At 74.0% G+C, this 19289-nt stretch carries 8 protein-coding genes; 5 read left to right on the plus strand and 3 right to left on the minus strand.

Annotation, left to right across the window (positions count from 1 at the left end; translation table 11 throughout):
• Position 1 precedes the first annotated feature (1 nt).
• Positions 2–9964 carry an amino acid adenylation domain-containing protein gene (locus ACLQ2N_RS11400; protein ID WP_425811692.1) on the plus strand — a complete coding sequence of 3321 codons (9963 nt, stop codon included), beginning with the start codon at positions 2–4 and terminating at the stop codon, positions 9962–9964.
• Positions 9961–11358, plus strand: coding sequence for a DHA2 family efflux MFS transporter permease subunit (locus ACLQ2N_RS11405; protein ID WP_425811694.1), 1398 nt, complete (start codon positions 9961–9963; stop codon positions 11356–11358). The genes ACLQ2N_RS11400 and ACLQ2N_RS11405 overlap by 4 nt, the downstream gene beginning before the upstream one ends.
• Before the next feature lie 66 nt (positions 11359–11424).
• Here the strand turns inward: ACLQ2N_RS11405 and ACLQ2N_RS11410 are convergent, their stop codons facing one another.
• A complete protein-coding gene (locus ACLQ2N_RS11410) occupies positions 11425–12372 on the minus strand; it encodes a methionyl-tRNA formyltransferase (protein WP_425811696.1) in 948 nt (315 codons plus the stop codon).
• A 248-nt stretch (positions 12373–12620) separates the two neighbouring features.
• Between ACLQ2N_RS11410 and ACLQ2N_RS11415 the strand changes: the two genes are divergently transcribed.
• The 3 genes from ACLQ2N_RS11415 to ACLQ2N_RS11425 are packed head-to-tail and all read left to right on the plus strand — an operon-like array spanning position 12621 to position 14747.
• The gene (locus tag ACLQ2N_RS11415; protein ID WP_425811698.1) at positions 12621–13973 is read left to right on the plus strand and encodes a lysine N(6)-hydroxylase/L-ornithine N(5)-oxygenase family protein; all 1353 of its coding nucleotides are present in this window, start codon (positions 12621–12623) and stop codon (positions 13971–13973) included.
• Positions 13974–14019: 46 nt separating this feature from the next.
• Positions 14020–14241, plus strand: coding sequence for an MbtH family protein (locus ACLQ2N_RS11420; protein ID WP_425811700.1), 222 nt, complete (start codon positions 14020–14022; stop codon positions 14239–14241).
• Positions 14238–14747 carry a GNAT family N-acetyltransferase gene (locus ACLQ2N_RS11425; RefSeq protein WP_425811702.1) on the plus strand — a complete coding sequence of 170 codons (510 nt, stop codon included), beginning with the start codon at positions 14238–14240 and terminating at the stop codon, positions 14745–14747. Before ACLQ2N_RS11420 ends, ACLQ2N_RS11425 begins: the two co-directional genes overlap by 4 nt.
• Positions 14748–14780: 33 nt before the next feature.
• On the opposite strand, the gene argB is transcribed toward ACLQ2N_RS11425, so the two are convergent.
• Both argB and ACLQ2N_RS11435 read right to left on the minus strand, forming a co-directional pair.
• The gene (gene argB, locus ACLQ2N_RS11430) at positions 14781–15623 is read right to left on the minus strand and encodes an acetylglutamate kinase (protein WP_425811704.1); all 843 of its coding nucleotides are present in this window, start codon (positions 15621–15623) and stop codon (positions 14781–14783) included.
• Between the two features lie 95 nt (positions 15624–15718).
• Positions 15719–19093: a pyruvate carboxylase gene (locus ACLQ2N_RS11435; RefSeq protein WP_425811706.1), complete on the minus strand. Its 3375-nt coding sequence runs from the start codon at positions 19091–19093 to the stop codon at positions 15719–15721.
• Positions 19094–19289: the final 196 nt, after the last annotated feature.

Consider the following 19289-nt stretch of genomic DNA (forward strand, 5'->3'; position numbering starts at 1 on the left):
GTTGACCACCGCGAGCGTGCCCCCGGACGGCCTCCTCCCCCTGACCGGCGCCCAACTCGGCATCTGGAACGCCCAGCGCATCGAACCCGACTCCCCGTACTACGTGGTCGGCGACGTCATCGAGATATCCGGTGAGGGACCCGTCGACACGGACGCGCTCGCGCGGGCGGTCCGGGCCACCACCGAGGAGGCCGAGAGCCTGCGGCTCCGGGTGTACGAGACGCCCGAGGGCCCACGCCAGGCCGTCTGCGCCGAACCCGTCGCCCTCCCGCCGCTCGTCGACGTCAGCGCCGAGCCCGACCCCGCCGCCGCGGCCCAGGCACTGGTCGACGCCGAACGCGCCCGGCTCGCCGAGGCGTGCCGGGGCATGACGGACCGCCCGCTGTACGCCCGTATCGTCATCAAGCTCTCCGACCGCGAGGTCTGGTACACCCAGCTCGGCCACCACCTCGTCTTCGACGGCTACACCGCCGCCCTGCTCGCCCGCCGCACCGCCGCCCACTACACCGCCCTGGTCCGCGGCACCGAACCGCCCCGCTCGACGTTCGGCGCCTTCGCGACGCTCGTCGCCGAGGACACCGCCTACCGCGAGAGCGACCGGGCCGCCGAGGACCGCGCGTACTGGGTCGAGCGGTTCACGCCGCTGCCCGACGTCGACGCCCACGACGGGCCCGGCACGGCCGGTGCGCCCGCCCGCACGCTCACCGCGCGGGCCGTCCTCGGCGCCGGGGAGACCGCCGCCCTGCGCGCCTTCGCGGACGCGGAGGGCGTCGCCTGGGGGGAGGCCCTGATCGCCTGCTACGCCGCCTTCCTGCACCGCGTGCTCGGTCGCACGGACGTCGTCTTCGCGCTGCCCCTGATGTGCCGGACCGGCTCCGCCGCGCTGCGCACGCCCGCCATGGCGGTCAACGTGCTGCCGATGCGGGTCACCGTGCGCGGCGACGACCGGCTCGGCGAGCTCAGCCGGCGCGTCGCCACCGCCATGCGCGAGATGCGCGACCACCAGCGCTACCGGGGCGAGGACCTGCCCCGCGACCTCGGCGTGCCCGGCGCCGGCGCGCTGCTGCACGGACGCGGCATCAACCTCAAGGCGTTCGACCTGACGCTCGACTTCGCCGGAGCGGCCGGCGTCATGCGCAACGTCGCGGGCGGCCCGCCCGAGGACCTGGGCCTCAGCGTCCAGCCCACCCGCGACGGCGGGCTCCTGCTCGGCTTCGAGGTGGACGCCCGCGCCAAGGACCAGGCGGCCGTCGACAGCCTGATGACCGGGCTGCGCGCCCTGCTCACCGGGCTCATCGAGGGCCTGCCCGTCGCCCGGATCGCGCTCGGCGGCCAGGGGCTGCCCGCCGAATGGAGCCCGCCCGCCCTGCCCGGCACCCCCCTCGACGTGCCCGCCGCCCTCGACGCGATGGCCGCCGCCGGACCCGGGGACACCGCCCTGGTCTGCGGCGGCGAACGGCTGACCGCCGCCGGACTCGCCGGCCGGGTCCACCGCGTGGCCCGCGCCCTGCGCGCCCGGGGCGTCGGCGCCGAGGACGTCGTCGCGCTCGCCCTGCCGCGCTCGTCCGACGCCGTCGTCGCCCTGCTCGCCGTCCTGGACGCGGGCGCCGCCTTCCTGCCGCTGGACGCCGCGCACCCGCCCGAGCGGCTGCGCGAACTCGTCGCGGACACACGCCCGGTCCTCGTCCTCACCGACGGCACCGTCGACGGGCTGCCCTGGAAGACCCTCCTGGACGAGGCCGCGGACCTCTCCGGAGACCCGCTGACCACCGCCGAGCTGTCCCGGCCCCGCCACCCCGAGCACCTGGCCTACGTCATCCACACCTCCGGATCGACCGGCCGCCCCAAGGGCGTGCTCGGCCGCGCCGGCGGGCTCGCCGCCCTGCTGCACCACCAGCGGTCCACCGTCGTCGCGGAGGCCGAACGGGCCACCGGCCGCCGGCTGCGCGCCGCGCACACCTACTCCTTCGCCTTCGACTCCGCCTTCGAACATCTCGTCTGGCTGCTCTGCGGGCACGAACTCCACGTGTACGACGCCGAGACGGCCCGCGACGCGGACGCTTTGCTCGCCGCGTACGCCCGCGACGGCATCGACATCATCGACACCACACCCTCGATGGCCGCCCCGCTCATCGACGCCGGCCTGCTCGACCTGTCGCCGGCGCTGCTGCTCCTGGGCGGCGAGGCCACCCCGGCCGCCCTGTGGCGCCGCGTCGCCGCCGCCGGGATCGCCGCGCGCAACATGTACGGGCCGACCGAGGCGACCGTGGACGCCACCACCGCCCGCATCGACGGCGGCGACCCGCTCATCGGGCGCCCCCTCGCCGGCACCCGGGTCTACCTCCTGGACCACGCCCTCCAGCCCGTCCCGCCCGGCACGGCCGGCGAACTGTACCTGGCCGGACCGCACCTGGCCCGCGGCTACCTCGGCCGGCCCGGGGCCACCGCCGAACGCTTCGTCGCCGACCCCTTCGGCGCTCCCGGCGACCGGATGTACCGCACCGGCGACCGGGCCCGGTGGCTGCCCGGCCGGGGCCTGGAGTACGGCGGCCGGAGCGACGGACAGGTGAAGATCCGGGGCCACCGGGTGGAGACCGGCGAGGTGGAGGAGGCCCTCGCGGCCCTGCCCGGAGTCACCGCGGCAGCCGCCCGGGTCCTGTCGTCGCGGCTCGTCGGCTACATCGTGTCCGCCTCCGTCACCGGCGACGAGGCACGCGCCCGGCTCGCCGAACGGCTGCCCGAACACATGGTGCCCGCCGCCGTCGTGGTCCTCGGCGCCCTGCCCGTCACACCCAACGGCAAGCTCGACCGCGCCGCGCTGCCCGCGCCCGCCCTGCCCGGTGGCGGCCGGGAGCCGGTCACCGCACGCGAACGCCTGCTGTGCACCGTCCTCGCCGACACGCTCGACGTCGCACGCGTCGGCGTGGACGACGACTTCTTCGCCCTGGGCGGCGACAGCATCACCGCGATCACCGTCAGCAGCCGGCTGCGCGCCCTCGGCCTCGGGCTGCGCCCCAAGGACCTGCTGGCCCGGCGCACCTTCGCCGCGCTCGCCGCCTCCGCCGAACCACTCGACGGGGCGGCCGGCCCGGCGGACGAGCCCGTCGGCCCGGTGCCCGCCCCGCCCATCGTGCGCGCCCTGCTCGACCCGCACCCGGACATCGACACGGTCGCCGGATACGCCCAGTGGACCGCCCTGTACGTGGACGTGCTCACCCCGGACCAGCTGACCCGGGGGGTGCAGGCCCTCATCGACCACCACGACGCGCTGCGGCTGCGGGTGGCCGGGGAGCCGGAGATCCTGCCCCGGGGCACGGTCCGGGCCGCCGCCGAGGAAGTCACCGGAGAAGAGGTCACCGCGCTGGCCGGGCGGCTCGCCGGACAGCTCGACCCGCGCACCGGGGACCTGGTGCGCGCCGCCCTGCTGCGTACGGGGGAGGACGCGCCGGACCGGCTGGTCCTCGTCGTGCACCACCTCGCGATGGACGGCGTGTCCTGGCGCGTCCTGCTGCCCGACCTGCACACCGCCTGCGCCGGCGGCGCCCTCGAACCCTCCGGCACCTCCTGGCGCCGCCACGCCCAGGTCCTCGCCGAACAGGGCAGGACCGGCGCCCGGCGCGGTGAACTCGCCCACTGGCGCACGGCATTGAAATCCGCGTCCCGGCTCGGAGCGCGTCCCCTGGACCCCGCGCGCGACACCGTGGCCACCGCCCGCCGCTCGGTCACGACCGCCTCGCCCGAGGCCACCGAGGCCCTGCTCACCACGCTGCCCGCCGCCTACCGGGCCGGCGTGGACGAGGTCCTGCTCGCCGCCCTCGTCCTCGCCCTGCGCGGCTGGGGCCTGCGTGGCGACACCGTGACCGTGACCATGGAGGGCCACGGCCGCGAACACCTCGACCTGGCCCGCACGGTGGGCTGGTTCACCAGCGAGTACCCCGTCCGCGTGCCCGCCTCCGACGACGTCCGCGCGACCCTGCGCGCCGCCAAGGAGGCCCGCCGCGCCGCCCCGGACAACGGCATCGGCTACGGGGTGCTGCGCCACCTCGACCCGCAGGCGGGCCCGGAGCTGGGCGCGACACCGCCGCCGGACGTGCTGCTCAACTACCTCGGCAGGTTCGCCCCGCCGGCCGCCGACGGCTGGCGGCTCCCCGAGCACGACGCGTTCTCGGTGACCGAGCCCGACGCCAAGGCCCTCGAACAGGTGCTGGCCCTCAACTGCTTCGTCCACGAGGGCGGCACCCGCCGGCTCGCCGTCGAGTGGACCGCCGCCGGCGAGGTCCTGGGCCCCGACGCCGTGGCCGCCCTCCAGGACTGCTGGGCCGCCGCGCTCGACGCGCTGGCCGCGCACGCCCTGCACACCACGGGCGGGCTCACCCCCTCCGACCTGCCGCTGGTGGCCCTCGACCAGGACGCGATCGACGCCCTGGAGCGCACCGGCCGGGTCAGCGACGTGCTGCCCGCCACCCCGCTCCAGCTCGGTCTGTCGTTCCACACCCTGGTCCGCGACGACACGGACACCGATGTCTACGTCGTCCAGGCCGTCACCACCCTGTCCGGGGAGCTGGATCCGGACCGGATGGCGCGCGCCGCCCATGAGCTGCTGCGCCGCCACCCCGCCCTGCGCGTCCACCTCGGCACCGCCGGGGACGACGTGGTGCAGGTGATCCCGGCCGACGTCACCCTGGAATGGCGGCAGGACGACGACTTCGCCGAAGCGGCCCGCGCCGACCTGGCGCGCCCCTTCGACCCTGCGCGGCCGCCGCTCATCCGCTTCCTGCTCTCCCGGACCGGGCCCGCCGAGCACAAGCTGGTCATCACCAACCACCACGCCCTGCTCGACGGCTGGTCGATGCCCATCGTCGGCCGCACCCTCCTCGCGCTCTACGCGGAACTCGGCGGCGGCCCCGCCGCACCCGTCGCCCCGCCCCTGTCCGAGTACTTCCACTGGCTGGCGGGCCGGGACGAGGCGGCGTCCGTCGCCGCCTGGCGCCAGGCACTCGCGGGCGTCGACGAAGCGACCCGGCTGGCGCCCGCGAGCACCGGGAACGCCGTGGAGCGGCCGGGCCGGGAGACCGTCGAGCTGGGCCGCGAGTTCAGCGACCGGCTGCGCGCCTTCGCCCGGGAGCGGGGCATCACCCTGACGACGGTCCTCCAGACGGCGTGGGGCCTGCTCCTGGGCAGGCTCACCGGCCGCCGCGACGTCGTGTTCGGCTGCCCGGTCTCCGGCCGGCCCGCCGAGGTGGACGGTGTCGAGTCGATGATCGGTCAGCTCGGCACCACCGTCCCGGTCCGCGTCCGGTACAGCCCGGACCGCACGGTGACGGACCTGATGGCCCAGGTGCACGCGGAGAGCGTCGCCCTCGCCGAGCACCACCACGTCGGACTGCCCGCAATCCAACGGGCCGTGGGCATCGGCGAACTCTTCGACACCATGCTCGTCATGGAGAACTTCCCGCTCTCCAGCCGCACCCGCACCCCCCTCGCCCCCGGGCTCGACCTCACCGGCGTCGACATCACGGACGCCACGCACTACGCGCTCACCGTCATCGTGATCCCGGGCGACGAGATCACCGTCGGCCTCGGCTACCAGCCCGGCGCCTTCGACCGGGACACCGTGCGCGACTACGGCCGCTGGCTGCGCAACCTGCTCCACGAGATCGCCGAGGACCCGGGCAGGGCCGCCGTCGCGCTGCCCGCCCTCGACGCCGGTGAGCGCGCCCGCATGCTGCGTACGGGCACCGGGATCGTCGCTGCGAAGGAACGCGGCCACTGGCTGGACGAGTTCGCCGGCTGGGTCCGGCGCAAGCCCGGCGGCGAGGCGCTGGTCTGCCGCGACCGCAGCCTCTCGTACGAGGAACTGGACCGGCAGGCCAACCGCCTCGCCCACGCGCTCATCGCGCACGGCGTCCGGCCGCAGGACCCCGTGGCGGTCCTCATCGGACGGGACGTCGAGATGACCGTCGCCCTGTTCGGCGTCGCCAAGGCGGGCGCGGTGTACGTACCGATGGACGCGGCCTACCCGCGCGAACGGCTCGCGTACATGTTTGACGACATCGCGCCGGCGGCCGTCGTGACGACCGGCGCCGAACTGCCCGTCGACCGGGAGATCCCCGTCCTGCGCCTGGACGACCCGGCCACCCTCGCCTCCGTACCGGACACCGACCCGGCCGAGGCGCGCGCCCGGCTCACCGACGACGCACTCGCGTACGTCATCTACACCTCGGGCACCACCGGCCGCCCCAAGGGCGTCGGCGTCACCCACCGGGGTGTGCCCGATCTGATCGCCCTCCAGGAGGAGGTCGTCGGCGTCACCGAGCACGACCGTTACCTGCACTTCGCGTCGACCGGCTTCGATGTGGCGTTCTGGCAGACCATGGTGCCGCTGCTGTCGGGCGGTACGTCCGTCATCGCACCCGAGGAGGTGCGCGTCCCCGGCGACGAACTCCTCGACTACATCGCCGAGCACCGGGTCACCGGGGTCAACCTGCTCCCGTCGTTCCTCGCGGCCATGCCCGACGACCGCACCGTCGGCCCCGACGTGCTCTTCGTCGTCGGCGCCGAACGGCTCGACCCGGAGCTCGCCCACCGCTGGGGCCGGGGCCGCCGGGCGCTGTTCAACGCCTACGGGCCCACCGAGGTCACCATCAACTCCACCACCTGGCACTACGACCCGGACGACGCCGGACCGCTGCCGATCGGCCGCCCCGACCCGAACGTCCGCGCGTATGTGCTCGACGGCGGACTCCAGCCGGCCGGCGTCGGCGTCACCGGCGAGCTGTACCTCGGCGGCCCGAGCGTGGCCCGCGGCTACCTCGGCCGGCCCGGGCTGACCTCCGGAGCGTTCGTCGCGGACCCCTACGGGCCGCCCGGCACCCGCATGTACCGGACGGGCGACCTGGTGCGGTGGCGGCACGACGGACAGCTGGTCTTCCTCGGCCGCGCCGACCACCAGATCAAGGTACGCGGATTCCGCGTCGAGCTCGGGGAGATCGAGACCGTCCTCACCGGCCACCCCGACGTCCGCGCCTGCGCCGTCGTGATGCGCGAGGGGAGGCTCGTCGGCTACGTCATCCCGGCCGACGACGCCGACCCGGACACCGCCGAGGTGCGGGCGTACCTCGCCGAGCGGCTGCCCGACCACATGGTGCCGACGGCGCTCGTCCCGCTCGACCGGCTGCCGCTGAGCCCGAGCGGCAAGCTCGACGCCTCGGCGCTGCCCGCCCCCGCCTCCACCTCGGCCGCCCGGCGCGAACCGGCCACCGAGGCGGAAGCGGTGCTGCTCGCCGTGTTCCGGGACGTACTGGGCCGCGACGACATCGGCCCCGACGACAACTTCTTCGACGTCGGCGGCGACAGCATCGTCTCCCTCCAGCTGGTCTCCCGGGTCCGCCGCCAGGGGCTCGGGCTGAGCCCGAAGGACGTGTTCGACGGCGAGACCGTCGCGGGCATCGCCGCCCGCGCCCGCGCCCTGGACGGCGAGGCCGCCCCGGCCGTCGGGGACGCCCCGCTGACCCCGGTCATGCGGGACCTGCTGCACCGCGCGGGCAAGGCCGCCGACGGCTTCTGCCAGTGGGTGGAGGTCTGCGTCCCGGCCGGCGGCGACGAGAAGAGCTGGCGCGCCGTGCTCGACGCCCTGCTGGCCCGCCACGACGTGCTGCGCGCCCGCCTCGGCGACGACGTGCTGCACATCCCGCCGGCCGGGGCGGTGACCGGGGCCGACGTCCTGACCCGCGTCCCGGCGGACGGCGACCCGCGCGCCGCCGCCGACGCGGCGACCACCGCCGCCCGCGCGGCGCTGGACCCGCGCACCGGCCCGATGCTGCGCGCGGTCTGGGTGGACGCCGGGCCCGACCGCCCCGGCCGGCTCGTCCTGATCGCCCACCACCTGGTGGCCGACGGCGTCTCCTGGCGCATCCTCCTGGACGACCTCCGGCACGCCCACGACGGGGGAGAGCTGACCCGGCACGGGCAGTCCTTCCTCGGCTGGGCCCGGACCCTGCGTGAGGCCGACCGGCGCGCCGAACTCCCGCACTGGCGGCGGATGACCGCGACCGAGCCCCTCACCCGGCCGCTCGACCCCGCCCGGGACACCGTGCAGACCGCCGCGCACCACGAGATCCGGCTCGACGCGGACACCACCCGCGCCCTGGTCACCACCCTGCCCGCCGCCCACCGCACCACCCCGGACGCCGTCCTCCTGACGGCGCTCGCCCGGGCGGTACGCGACTGGCGCGGCGTCCCCGAACTGCTGGTCGCCCTGGAGAGCCACGGCCGGCCGCGCGAGGTGGACCTCTCGCAGACCGTCGGCTGGTTCACCGCGATCCACCCCGTCCGGCTCGACGCCTCCGACGACGTGCGCGCGGTCCGGGATCGGCTGCGGGCCCAGGGCGACGGCCTCGGACCCGGCATCCTCACCACGGCCGGCCTGCTCGACCCGGTCCGTCCGGAGCTCGCCTGGAACTACCTCGGCCAGTACCCCGGCGCCCCGGAGACCGAGACGCCGTGGCAGCCCGCCCCGGACTGCGACCCGCTCGGCTCCGACGGCTCCGGTGCGATGCCCCTGCCGTACAGCCTCATGGTCAACGCCCTGGTGCGCGACGACGCGCTCGGGGTGCGGATCACCTGGCCCCGGGCGCTGTTCACCGGCGCCGAGATCGAGGAGCTGGCGGCCCACCTGAGGGCCGCGCTGCTGCGGGTCGCCGCCGCGCCGGAGACCGTCGCGCTCGGGGACCGGCCGGTCGCCGCCGTACAGCCGCTGAGCCCGTTGCAGGAGGTGATGCTGCGGCACTCGCGCACCGAGCGCCCCGACCCGTACACCGTGCAGTCGGTGTTCTCGCTCGCGGGCCCGCTCGACACCGCGGCGCTGCGCGGCGCCGGTGACGACCTGCTGGCCCGGCACCCCAACCTGGGCGCGGTGTTCCCCGCCTCGCTCGCGGTCGTCCCGGAAGCCCCCCGGCCCGACTTCCGGGTCACGGACGCCCCGGCCGACGAGGTGTTGGCCGCCGACCTCGCCGAACCCTTCGACCTCGCGCGCGGCCCGCTCTACCGGATCACCGTGATCCGGCTCGGACCCGAGCGCGCCGACCTCGTCCTGACCAGCCATCACGCCCTCTCCGACGGCTGGTCCGCCCCGCGCATCCTCGGTGAGCTCTTCGCCCTGTACGCCGCACGGACCCGGGGCGCCGCTCCTGAGCTGCCCGTCCCCGTCCCGTTCGTGGACTACCTGGACTGGTGCGCGGAGCACGAGCCGGACCTCGACGCCTGGGCGGCCGAGCTGGCGGGGCTGCCCGAGGGCGACTACCTGGGCGGCGACCCGGGCGGCCCGGCCTGGCAGGAGCCCGAGGTCATCACGTTCGACGCGGCGCTCGTGGCCGGGCTCACCCGGCTCGCCGCGCGGCGCGGGCTGACCCCGAACACCCTGGTGCAGGGCGCCTGGTCGGTGCTGCTGGCCCGGCGCTCCGGGCGGTCGGACGTCTGCTTCGGCGTCATGGTGTCGAGCCGGCCCCCGGCACTCGACGGTGTGGAGGAGATCATCGGCCTGCTCGCCAACACCGTGCCGGTACGGGCCCGGCTCACCGGCACCCTGGCCGCCGCGCTCACCGACCTGCAGGCCCGCCAGCGCGACCTGGTCGACCACCACCACGTGGCCCTGTCCGACCTGGAACGGCTCACCGGACGGCGCAGGCTCTTCGACAGCATGGTGGTCTTCGAGAACTACCCGGTCGATCCGGACCGCCTGCGTGAACCCGCCCCCGGGATCACCGTGCTCTCCACGCGCTTCCGGGAGTCCACCCACCACCCCGCCACGCTGACCGTCATGCCGGACGGCGACGGCTGGACCGGTGTGCTCGCCCACCGGGCCGGCACGGACACCGACGGGCTCGCGAGCCAACTGGCCGACCTGCTGAGGAACATGGAGCATCACCTGGACACGGACGTGCGCGCCCTCCTGGAGGACCGGTGACCGAGGCACCCGCCGCGCCCGCCGAGCGCGTGGACCGGGACCTGCTGCGGATCGCGTTCATCCTCGTCCTCGGCACGTTCATGGCCACGCTCGACGCCACCATCGTCAGCGTCGGACTCGACCGGCTCACCGAGGAGTTCGGCGCGTCCGTCGCCGAGATCCAGTGGGTGTCCAGCGCCTACCTGCTCGCCGTCGTCGCCGCCGTCCCCGCGTCCGGCTGGCTGGCCGGCCGCTTCGGCGGCCGGCGGGTCTGGCTCGTGGCCGTCGGTGTCTTCCTGATCGGCTCGGTGCTGTGCGCCTCGGCCTGGTCGGCGGCCAGCCTCATCGTGTTCCGCGTAGTCCAGGGGCTCGGCGGCGGCCTGCTCCCCGCGACCGGGCAGGCGCTGCTCGCCCGCGTCGCGGGCCCCGGGCGCACCGGCAAGGTGATCAGCATCGTCGCCGTCGTCCCGCTGCTCTCACCGGTGTTCGGGCCGCTCGCCGGGGGCTCCGTGCTCGCGGTCGCGCCGTGGCCCTGGCTGTTCCTGGTCAACCTGCCGATCGGCGCGGCGGCGGTCCTGCTGGCCCGCCGTTACGTGCCCGTGGTGCCCCCGGCGTCGCGGCGGACCGCGTTCGACCTGCGCGGGGCGCTGCTCCTCTCACCGGGCCTCGCGGTGCTGGTGTACGGGCTGACCGAGGTCGCCCACGACCGCGCCGTCCCGGCGACGACCGGCGTGGCGGCCGGGGTGGTCATGCTGACCGCGTTCACCGTGCACGGGCTGCGCACCCGGTCCACTCCGCTGGTCGACCCCCGGCTGTTCGCCCAGCCGCCCTTCGGCGCCGCCGCGCTCGCGCTGGTGGTGCTCGGGGCCTCGGTGTTCGGCACCACGTTCCTGCTGCCGCTGTACTTCCAGTCGGGGCGGGGCATGTCGGCCTGGGAGGCGGGGCTGCTGCTCGCCCCCCAGGGGCTGGGCGCGGCCGCCGGTTCGGTGCTCGTCAACCGGACCATCGGCAAGGCCGCGCCGAGGACCCTGGTGGTGGCGGGCATCGCGCTGATCGTCGCCGGGACCGCCCCGTTCACGTTGCTGGGGCACGGGGTCCCGGACGCGGTGATCGCCTCGGCGCTGGTGGTGCGGGGTTTCGGGATGTCGATGGTCGGCGCGCCCGTGCTGAACATCGTCTACTGCCGGATCGGGCCGGAGCAGCTGCCCCGGGCGGCCGGAGCGCTCAACCTCCTGAACACCGTGGGCGGTTCGGTCGGCACGGCCGCGGTGGCGGTGATCCTGGAGAACCGGCTCGCCGCGGGCGCGGACGTCCCCGCGGCCTTCGGCGCCACCTTCTGGTGGGTGCTCGGCTTCTGCCTGTTCGCCGCCGCCGCGGCGACGCGGCTGCCCCGTACCCGGCCCCGGGAGGGGTGAGAGGCGGGTATGGGGGTGCCCCCGGCCTCGGCGGATTCGAGGGCCGGGGGCACGCTCGTGCGGGGGTCAGGGGCGGCTGGTCAGGTAGCCGCCCATGGAGGTGAAGTACTCCGTCGCGGGCAGTTCGCGGCCGTCCTCGGTGCGGACCCGGGTGACGGCCAGGCCGTGGTTGCGGCCGGTGCGGGCGTCGGCGCCGGCGACGATGACGACGCCTTCGCCCTCGCGGTAGAAGATCCGGCCGGGCGTTCCGCCGTAACGCCCCTCGGAGACCACGCTGGACAGGATCTCGATCCGCTTGCCCCGGTGGAAGGTGAAGGCGCTGGGATACGGGGCGGACTGGGCGCGTACCAGGCGTTCCAGGTCCTCGGCCGGCCAGTTCCAGTCGATCCGGATGTCCTCCTCGGCGCGCTTGTGGAAGAACGTGGCCTGCGAGCGGTCCTGGGGCGTGAACTCCGTCTGCCCGTCCGCGATCAGGGCCAGCGCCTTGGCCGTGACGGGGGCGATGAGGTCGACGGTCTTGTGGAAGAGGTCGGTGGTGGTGTCCCTCGGGCCCACCGGGACGGACTCCTGCTGGACGATGTCGCCGGCGTCCAGCTCGTCGTTCATCATGTGCGCGGTGACGCCCACCTCGCTCTCGCCGTTGATGAGGGCCCAGATGAGCGGCGAGAAGCCCGCGTACTTCGGCAGGAGCGAGTCGTGCACGTTCAGGGTGCCCCGGCGGGGGAGCGCGAAGATGCGCGGCGGGATCCACGTACGCCAGTTGTTGGCCACGATGACATCGGGGTCGGCCGCCTTCAGGCGCTCGTACAGCTCGTCGTCGTCCGGGCGGTTGCGGATGAGGACCGGGACGCCGTGCTCCTCGGCGAGATCGGCGACGGAGTCGCTCCAGATCCTCTCGTAGGCGTGCTCGCTCCTGGGGTGGGTGACGACCAGCACCACGTCGTGCTCGGAGTCCAGGAGGGCTTGCAGGGTGCGGTGCCCCCAGGTCTGGTAACCGAACATGACGACCCGCATGGGGTTCCTCCTCGACGCAGAAACAGAACCTGGTTAGTAAAGCAAGGCTTACCTTATCTTGCAACGGAGGTGCGGGGTGCCCCAGTTGGGGCCGTCCGGTGCCGGCGGTGTCCGAATCGCGCCTGTCGACAAGCGTTGAAGGATTAGCTTAGGCTCACCTAAGTTCATCGGGTCGTCGTTTCGGCGTGCCCGTCCTTCGCCCGTTCCCCCGCATCCGACAGGCGGCTTCCCCGCACGATGGGAGTGACATGTCACAGGCTCGTCCTGGCGACGCAGCACCGGTCCACGACCTCATTGGCATCGGCTTCGGGCCGTCCAACGTGGCCATGGCGATCGCGATCAGCGAGCACAACGCGCGCTCCGGGACGCGGGAAGCGGTGACGGCCCAGTTCTTCGAGCAGCAACCGGCCTTCGGCTGGCACCGCGGCATGCTCATCGACGACGCCACCATGCAGGTCTCGTTCCTCAAGGACCTGGTGACACTCCGCAACCCGGCCAGTGAGTTCAGCTTCCTCTGCTACCTCAAGAGCAAGGGGCGCCTGATCGACTTCATCAACCACAAGAACCTCTTCCCGCTGCGGGTCGAGTTCCACGACTACCTCGAATGGGCCGCCGCCCAGGTGGACGACCTCGTCTCCTACGACCACGAGGTCGTCGGGGTGACCCGGGTGGCCGAGAACGGCGTGGTGGAGTTCCTGGACGTCACCGTTCGGTCGGGGGAGGGCCTCACGGTCCACCGCGCCCGCAACCTCGTCATCGGCACGGGACTGCGCCCGCTGCTGCCCGAGGGCGTCGAGCGGGGCGACCGCGTCTGGCACACCTCCGAACTCCTGAGCCGCGTAGAAGAGCTGGACGACGCCTCGCCCTCCCGCTTCATCGTCGTGGGCGCCGGGCAGAGTGCTGCCGAGAACGTCGCGTATCTGCACCGCCGGTTTCCCGGCGCCGAGATATGCGCGGTCTTCTCGCGCTACGGCTACAGCCCGGCCGACGACAGCAGCTTCGCCAACAAGATCTTCGACCCGGACGCGGTGGACGAGTTCTACGCGGCGCCCGAGACCGTCAAGCGCCGGCTGATGGACTACCACGGGAACACCAACTACTCCGTGGTCGACATCGATCTGATCGATGACCTGTACCGGCGGATGTACCAGGAGAGGGTGCTCGGCACCGAGCGGCTGCGCTTCCTCAACGTGTCCCGCCTCACCGAGGCCGTGGAGACCCCGGACACGGTGCGCGCCACCGTGAAGTCCCTCGTCACCGGCGAGGAGACCGTGCTCGACGCGGACGTCGTGGTGTTCGCCACCGGTTACAGCCCGGCCGACCCCCTGGGCCTCCTGGGCGAGGCCGCCGAGCACTGCATGCGCGACGAGGAGGGCCGGGTCCGCGTCGAGCGCGACTACCGCATCGCCACCGACGCCGCGCTGAACTGCGGCATCTACCTCCAGGGCGGTACGGAGCACACCCACGGCATCACCTCGGCGCTGCTCTCCAACACCGCGATCCGGGTCGGCGAGATCCTGGACTCGCTGCTGGACCGGAGCGTGAAGTCCACGCCGGACGAGGCCCGCTCACTCGCCGAAGGAACCGGCGGCACCTGCTAGGGCCCACCGAAACCGACACACACCCCGCCGAGGAGGCATCAACCGCATGAGCACCAATCCGTTCGACGACCCCGAAGGCCGCTTCCTGGTCCTGGTGAACGACGAGGGCCAGCACTCCCTCTGGCCGTCCTTCGCGGACGTGCCGGCCGGATGGACCGTCGCGTTCGAGGAGAACACCCGGGACGCGTGTCTCGAGTACGTCGAGGCCCACTGGACCGACCTGCGGCCCCGTTCGCTCGCCGCGTCGATGGACGACCGGCGCCCGTGACCACGGCCGCCCCGCGCCCCGTACCACCGCCCTCCCCGTCGTGCCGGCGGGAGCCGCGCGTGCGGGCCGTCGGAGCCGGTGACGCCGTCGCGCTCGCGGAGCTGTCCCGGCCGTTCGCCCGCTCGGGAGCCCTGCGCGAGCGGCCCGACTCCCTGTACGCGGCCCGCGCCGCCGAATTCCTCGTGGCGCTCGGCTCCGACGGCCGGATCGAGGGCTGCGTGGGCCTGCGGGTGTACGAGGGGGAGGGGGCCCACGCGGGCGTCCTGTACAACTTCTGCGTGGCGGGGCACCGCCAGGGGCGCGGCGTCGGCGGCGCCCTCCTGCGGACCGCGCTGGCCCTGGGCCGCGCCCAGGCGCTCGGTGCCCTCTTCACCGCGACCACCGGCGACGGCCGGCTGTTCCGCCGCTACGGCTTCGTTCCTGTGGCGGATCGTCACGCGCCGCGTGCCTGGGCCGAGTCCCTGGACCCCCGGCGCGACGCGCTGGTCCTCGCCCGCGCCCTGTGAGAGCGGGGCGCCGAGCCCCCGGCGCCCCGTACGTCAGGCCGGGCTCACGACGTGCTCCTCGTCCGGCACCACCGTCGTGCCCCCGCCGTCCCCGCCGAGGACGCTCCGCAGCACCGCGTGCGGCACCCGGCCGTCCAGCACGTCCGCCCGGCCGACCCCGCCCCGTACCGCCCGCAGGCAGCCCTCCATCTTCGGCAGCATCCCGCTCGCCAGGCCCGGCAGCAGCCCGTCCAGGGCGTCCGCCGTCAGGCGCCCGATCACCTCGGTGCCGCGCGGCCAGTCCGCGTACAGGCCCGCCACGTCCGTCAGGACCACCAGCCGCTCCGCGCCGAGCGCCACCGCCAGGGCGGAGGCGGCGAGATCCGCGTTGACGTTGTAGACCTGCCCGTCGGCGCCCCGGGCCACCGGGGAGACCACCGGTACGTGCCCCCGCGCCAGGAGCGCCCGCACCATGCCCGGGTTCACCTCCACGACGTCCCCGACCTGGCCGATGTCCACCGGTGCGCCGTCCACCCAGGCGGGCCGCCGTACGGCCGTCATGGTGTGCGCGTCCTCGCCGGTCATGCCCACGGCGTACGGCCCGTGGCTGTTGATGTGGCCCACCAGTTCGCGCTGGACGCGGCCGGACAGCACCATGCGGACGACCTCCATGGTCTCGGCCGTGGTCACCCGCAGGCCCGCCTCGAAGCGGCTCTCCAGGCCGAGGCGGTCGAGCATGGCGCTGATCTGCGGGCCGCCGCCGTGCACGACGACCGGGCTCAGTCCCGTGTGCCGCAACGCCACGACGTCCTCGGCCAAGGTCTGCTGCAGCCGTGCGTCGGCCATGGCGTTGCCGCCGAACTTGATGACGACGACCGGTCCCGAATCCTCTTCCATTTAGCTTAGCCTAACCTTAATTGGCTCGGGGTTGGCCGAGAAGAGGCCCGCCGGCGGAGGAAGTCCCCCTCCGCCGGCGGGCGGCCCCGCGCTGGTCAGCCGATCTCGATGAGCAGGTCGCCCGCCTCCACCTGCTGGACCCGGCCGATGGCCAGGCGGCGCACCACGCCGGCGGACTGGGCGGTGATCGACGCCTCCATCTTCATCGCCTCGATGGTGGCGACCGTCTGCCCGGCCGACACCGACGCGCCCTCCTCCATCTGGAGCGTCACCACCCCGGCGAACGGCGCCGCGACATGCCCCGCGTTGCCCCGGTCCGCCTTCTCCGCGGCCTTCACCTCCGTCGCCACCGACCTGTCCCGCACCGACACCGGCCGCAACTGCCCGTTGAGCGTGGCCAGTACGCTGCGGTAGCCGCGTTCGTCCGCCTCCGAGATGGCCTCCAGCTCGAACAGCAGCGTGACCCCGGGCTCCAGCTCGACCGGGTGCTCCGTCTCCGGCTCCAGCCCGTACAGGAAGTCCGGCGTCGGCAGCACCGACGTGTCGCCGTACGCCTCCCGGTGCGCGGTGAACTCCTTCGTCGGGCCGGGGAACAGCAACCGGTTCAGCGTCGCGCGCGGCGCCTCGCGCAGCGCCTCGCGGTCCGCGTCCGACAGCTGCGCCGTCTGCGCCTTCTCGGGACGGCCCTGCAGCGCCCGGGTGCGGAACGGCTCAGGCCAGCCGCCGGGCGGGTCGCCCAGCTCACCGCGGAGGAACCCGATCACCGAGTCCGGAACGTCGAACTTCCCGGGGTCCGACTCGAAGTCCGCGGCACTCACGCCCGCGCCCACCAGATGCAGCGCCAGGTCCCCGACCACCTTCGAGGACGGGGTCACCTTCACCAGCCGGCCCAGCATCCGGTCGGCCGCCGCGTAGCAGTCCTCGATCAGCTCGAAGCGGTCGCCGAGGCCCAGCGCGATGGCCTGCTGCCGCAGGTTGGACAGCTGGCCGCCCGGGATCTCGTGGTGGTAGATCCGGCCCGTCGGCGAGGCCAGACCCGACTCGAACGGGGCGTACACCTTGCGGGTCGCCTCCCAGTACGGTTCCAGGTCGCCGACCGCCTGGAGCGAGAGGCCCGTCGCGCGCTCCGTGTGATCCGTCGCGGCCACCAGCGCGGACAGCGGCGGCTGGCTGGTCGTCCCGGCCATCGAGGCGACGGCGGCGTCCACCGCGTCCACCCCGGCGTCGATCGCGGCGATCAGCGTGCCCAGCTGGCCGCCCGCCGTGTCATGGGTGTGCAGGTGCACCGGCAGGTCGAACCGCTCGCGCAACGCCCTCACCAGGGTGCGCGCGGCCGGCGGACGCAGCAGCCCCGCCATGTCCTTGATCGCGAGGACATGGGCGCCCGCCTCCACGATCTGCTCGGCGAGCCGCAGGTAGTAGTCCAGCGTGTACAGGGTCTCGCCCGGGTCCGACAGGTCGGCGGTGTAGCACAGCGCCACCTCCGCGAGCGAGGTGCCCGTGGCGCGTACCGCGTCGATCGCCGGACGCATCTGCGACACGTCGTTGAGGGCGTCGAAGATCCGGAAGATGTCCATCCCGGCCGAGGCCGCCTCCGAGACGAACGCCTCGGTGACCTCCGTCGGATACGGCGTGTAGCCCACCGTGTTGCGGCCGCGCAGCAGCATCTGCGTACAGATGTTGGGCACCGCCTCACGCAGCCTGACCAGCCGCTCCCACGGGTCCTCCGCCAGGAACCGCAGCGCCACGTCGTAGGTGGCCCCGCCCCAGCACTCCAGGCTCAGCAGCTGCGGCACGGTGTGCGCCACATGCGGCGCGACCGCCAGCAGGTCCCGGGTCCGCACCCGGGTGGCGAGCAGCGACTGATGGGCGTCGCGGAACGTGGTGTCGGTGACCGCGACCGCCGACCGGGCGCGCAGCTCGGCGGCGAACCGCTCCGGACCGAGCTCCGCCAGGCGCTGGCGCGAACCGGGCGGCGGCGTGCCCGGCGGCAGCGCGGGCAGCTTGTCCGCCGGGTCGATGACCGAAGGGCGCGGCCCGTACGGGCGGTTGACGGTGGTCTCCGCGAGATAGCTGAGCATCCGGCTGCCCCGGTCGGCCGAGGGGCGGGCCCGGATCAGCTCCGGGTGCTCGTCGATGAACGAGGTCGTGACGCGCCCCGCCCGGAACTCCGGGTGGTCGAGCACCGCACCCAGGAACGGCAGGTTGGTCGCCACCCCGCGGATACGGAACTCGGCGATCGCCCGGCGCGCACGGCGGGCCGCGTTCGCGAAGTCGTGGCCGTGACACGTGAGTTTGACGAGCATCGAGTCGAAGTGCGCCGACACCTCCGCACCCGTGTGGACGGTCCCGCCGTCCAGCCGCACACCGGGACCGCCGGGGGAGCGGTAGGCGGAGATGGTGCCGGTGTCCGGACGGAAGCCGTTGACCGGGTCCTCCGTCGTGATGCGGCACTGCATCGCGGTGCCGTTGAGGGTGATGGTCTCCTGGGACAGGCGCAGTTCGGGCAGCGTCATGCCCGCCGCGATGCGCAACTGCGCGATCACCAGGTCGCGTCCGGTGACCTGCTCCGTCACGGTGTGCTCGACCTGGATGCGCGGGTTCATCTCGATGAAGACGTGGTTGCCGCGCTCGTCCACCAGGAATTCCACGGTGCCCGCGTTCACGTACCCGATGTGCCGGGCGAAGGCGACCGCGTCGGCGCAGATCCGCGCCCGCAGCTCCGGGTCCAGATTCGGGGCCGGAGCGATCTCGACCACCTTCTGGTGGCGGCGCTGGAGCGAGCAGTCCCGCTCGTAGAGGTGCACCACGTTGCCCTCGGCGTCGGCCAGGATCTGCACCTCGATATGGCGGGGATTGATCACCGCCTGCTCCAGGAAGACCGTCGCGTCACCGAACGCGGACCGCGCCTCGCGCATCGCCGCGTCGATCGCCTCGCGCAGCTCCCCGGCCGCGGACACCCGGCGCATGCCGCGCCCGCCACCCCCGGCGACCGCCTTCACGAAGACGGGGAAGCCGATCTCCTGCGACGCCGCGACCAGGGCGTCCACGTCCTCGGACGGCTCGGAGGACTTCAGCACCGGCACCCCGGCCTCCCGGGCCGCCGCCACCGCACGCGACTTGTTGCCCGTCAGGTTCAGCACCGAAGCCGGAGGCCCGACGAACGTGATGCCCGCCTCCGCGCACGCCGCCGCCAGGTCCGGGTTCTCTGACAGGAAGCCGTAACCGGGGTAGATCGCGTCCGCCCCCGCCTTGCGGGCCGCCTTCACCACCTCGTCCACCGACAGATAGGCCCGCACCGGATGCCCCGGCTCACCGATCCGGTACGCCTCGTCCGCCTTGGCCCGGTGCAGCGAGTTGCGGTCCTCGTGCGGATACACGGCCACCGTGGAGATGCCCAGCTCGAAGGCCGCGCGGAACGCGCGGATCGCGATCTCCCCGCGGTTGGCGACCAATACCTTGTCGAACATCGGACTCCCCAGTCGTGTCGCGGGTGTGTGCGTCGAGGACGGGCGGTACGGCACGGACACGCTGCTCCGCGTCGGAGACCGTACGGCGGTGGCGAGGTGCTCCGTGACCTGCCGGGTGCGGAGCGTTTCGACACCGTACCGGAGACTTCCCCCGAGATCGCGAGGGCAAAAGATGGCTTGCGTCACGCCCCAAAAC

It is taken from the genome of Streptomyces sp. DT224 (genome assembly GCF_049844595.1).
Taxonomy (GTDB): Bacteria; Actinomycetota; Actinomycetes; order Streptomycetales; family Streptomycetaceae; genus Streptomyces.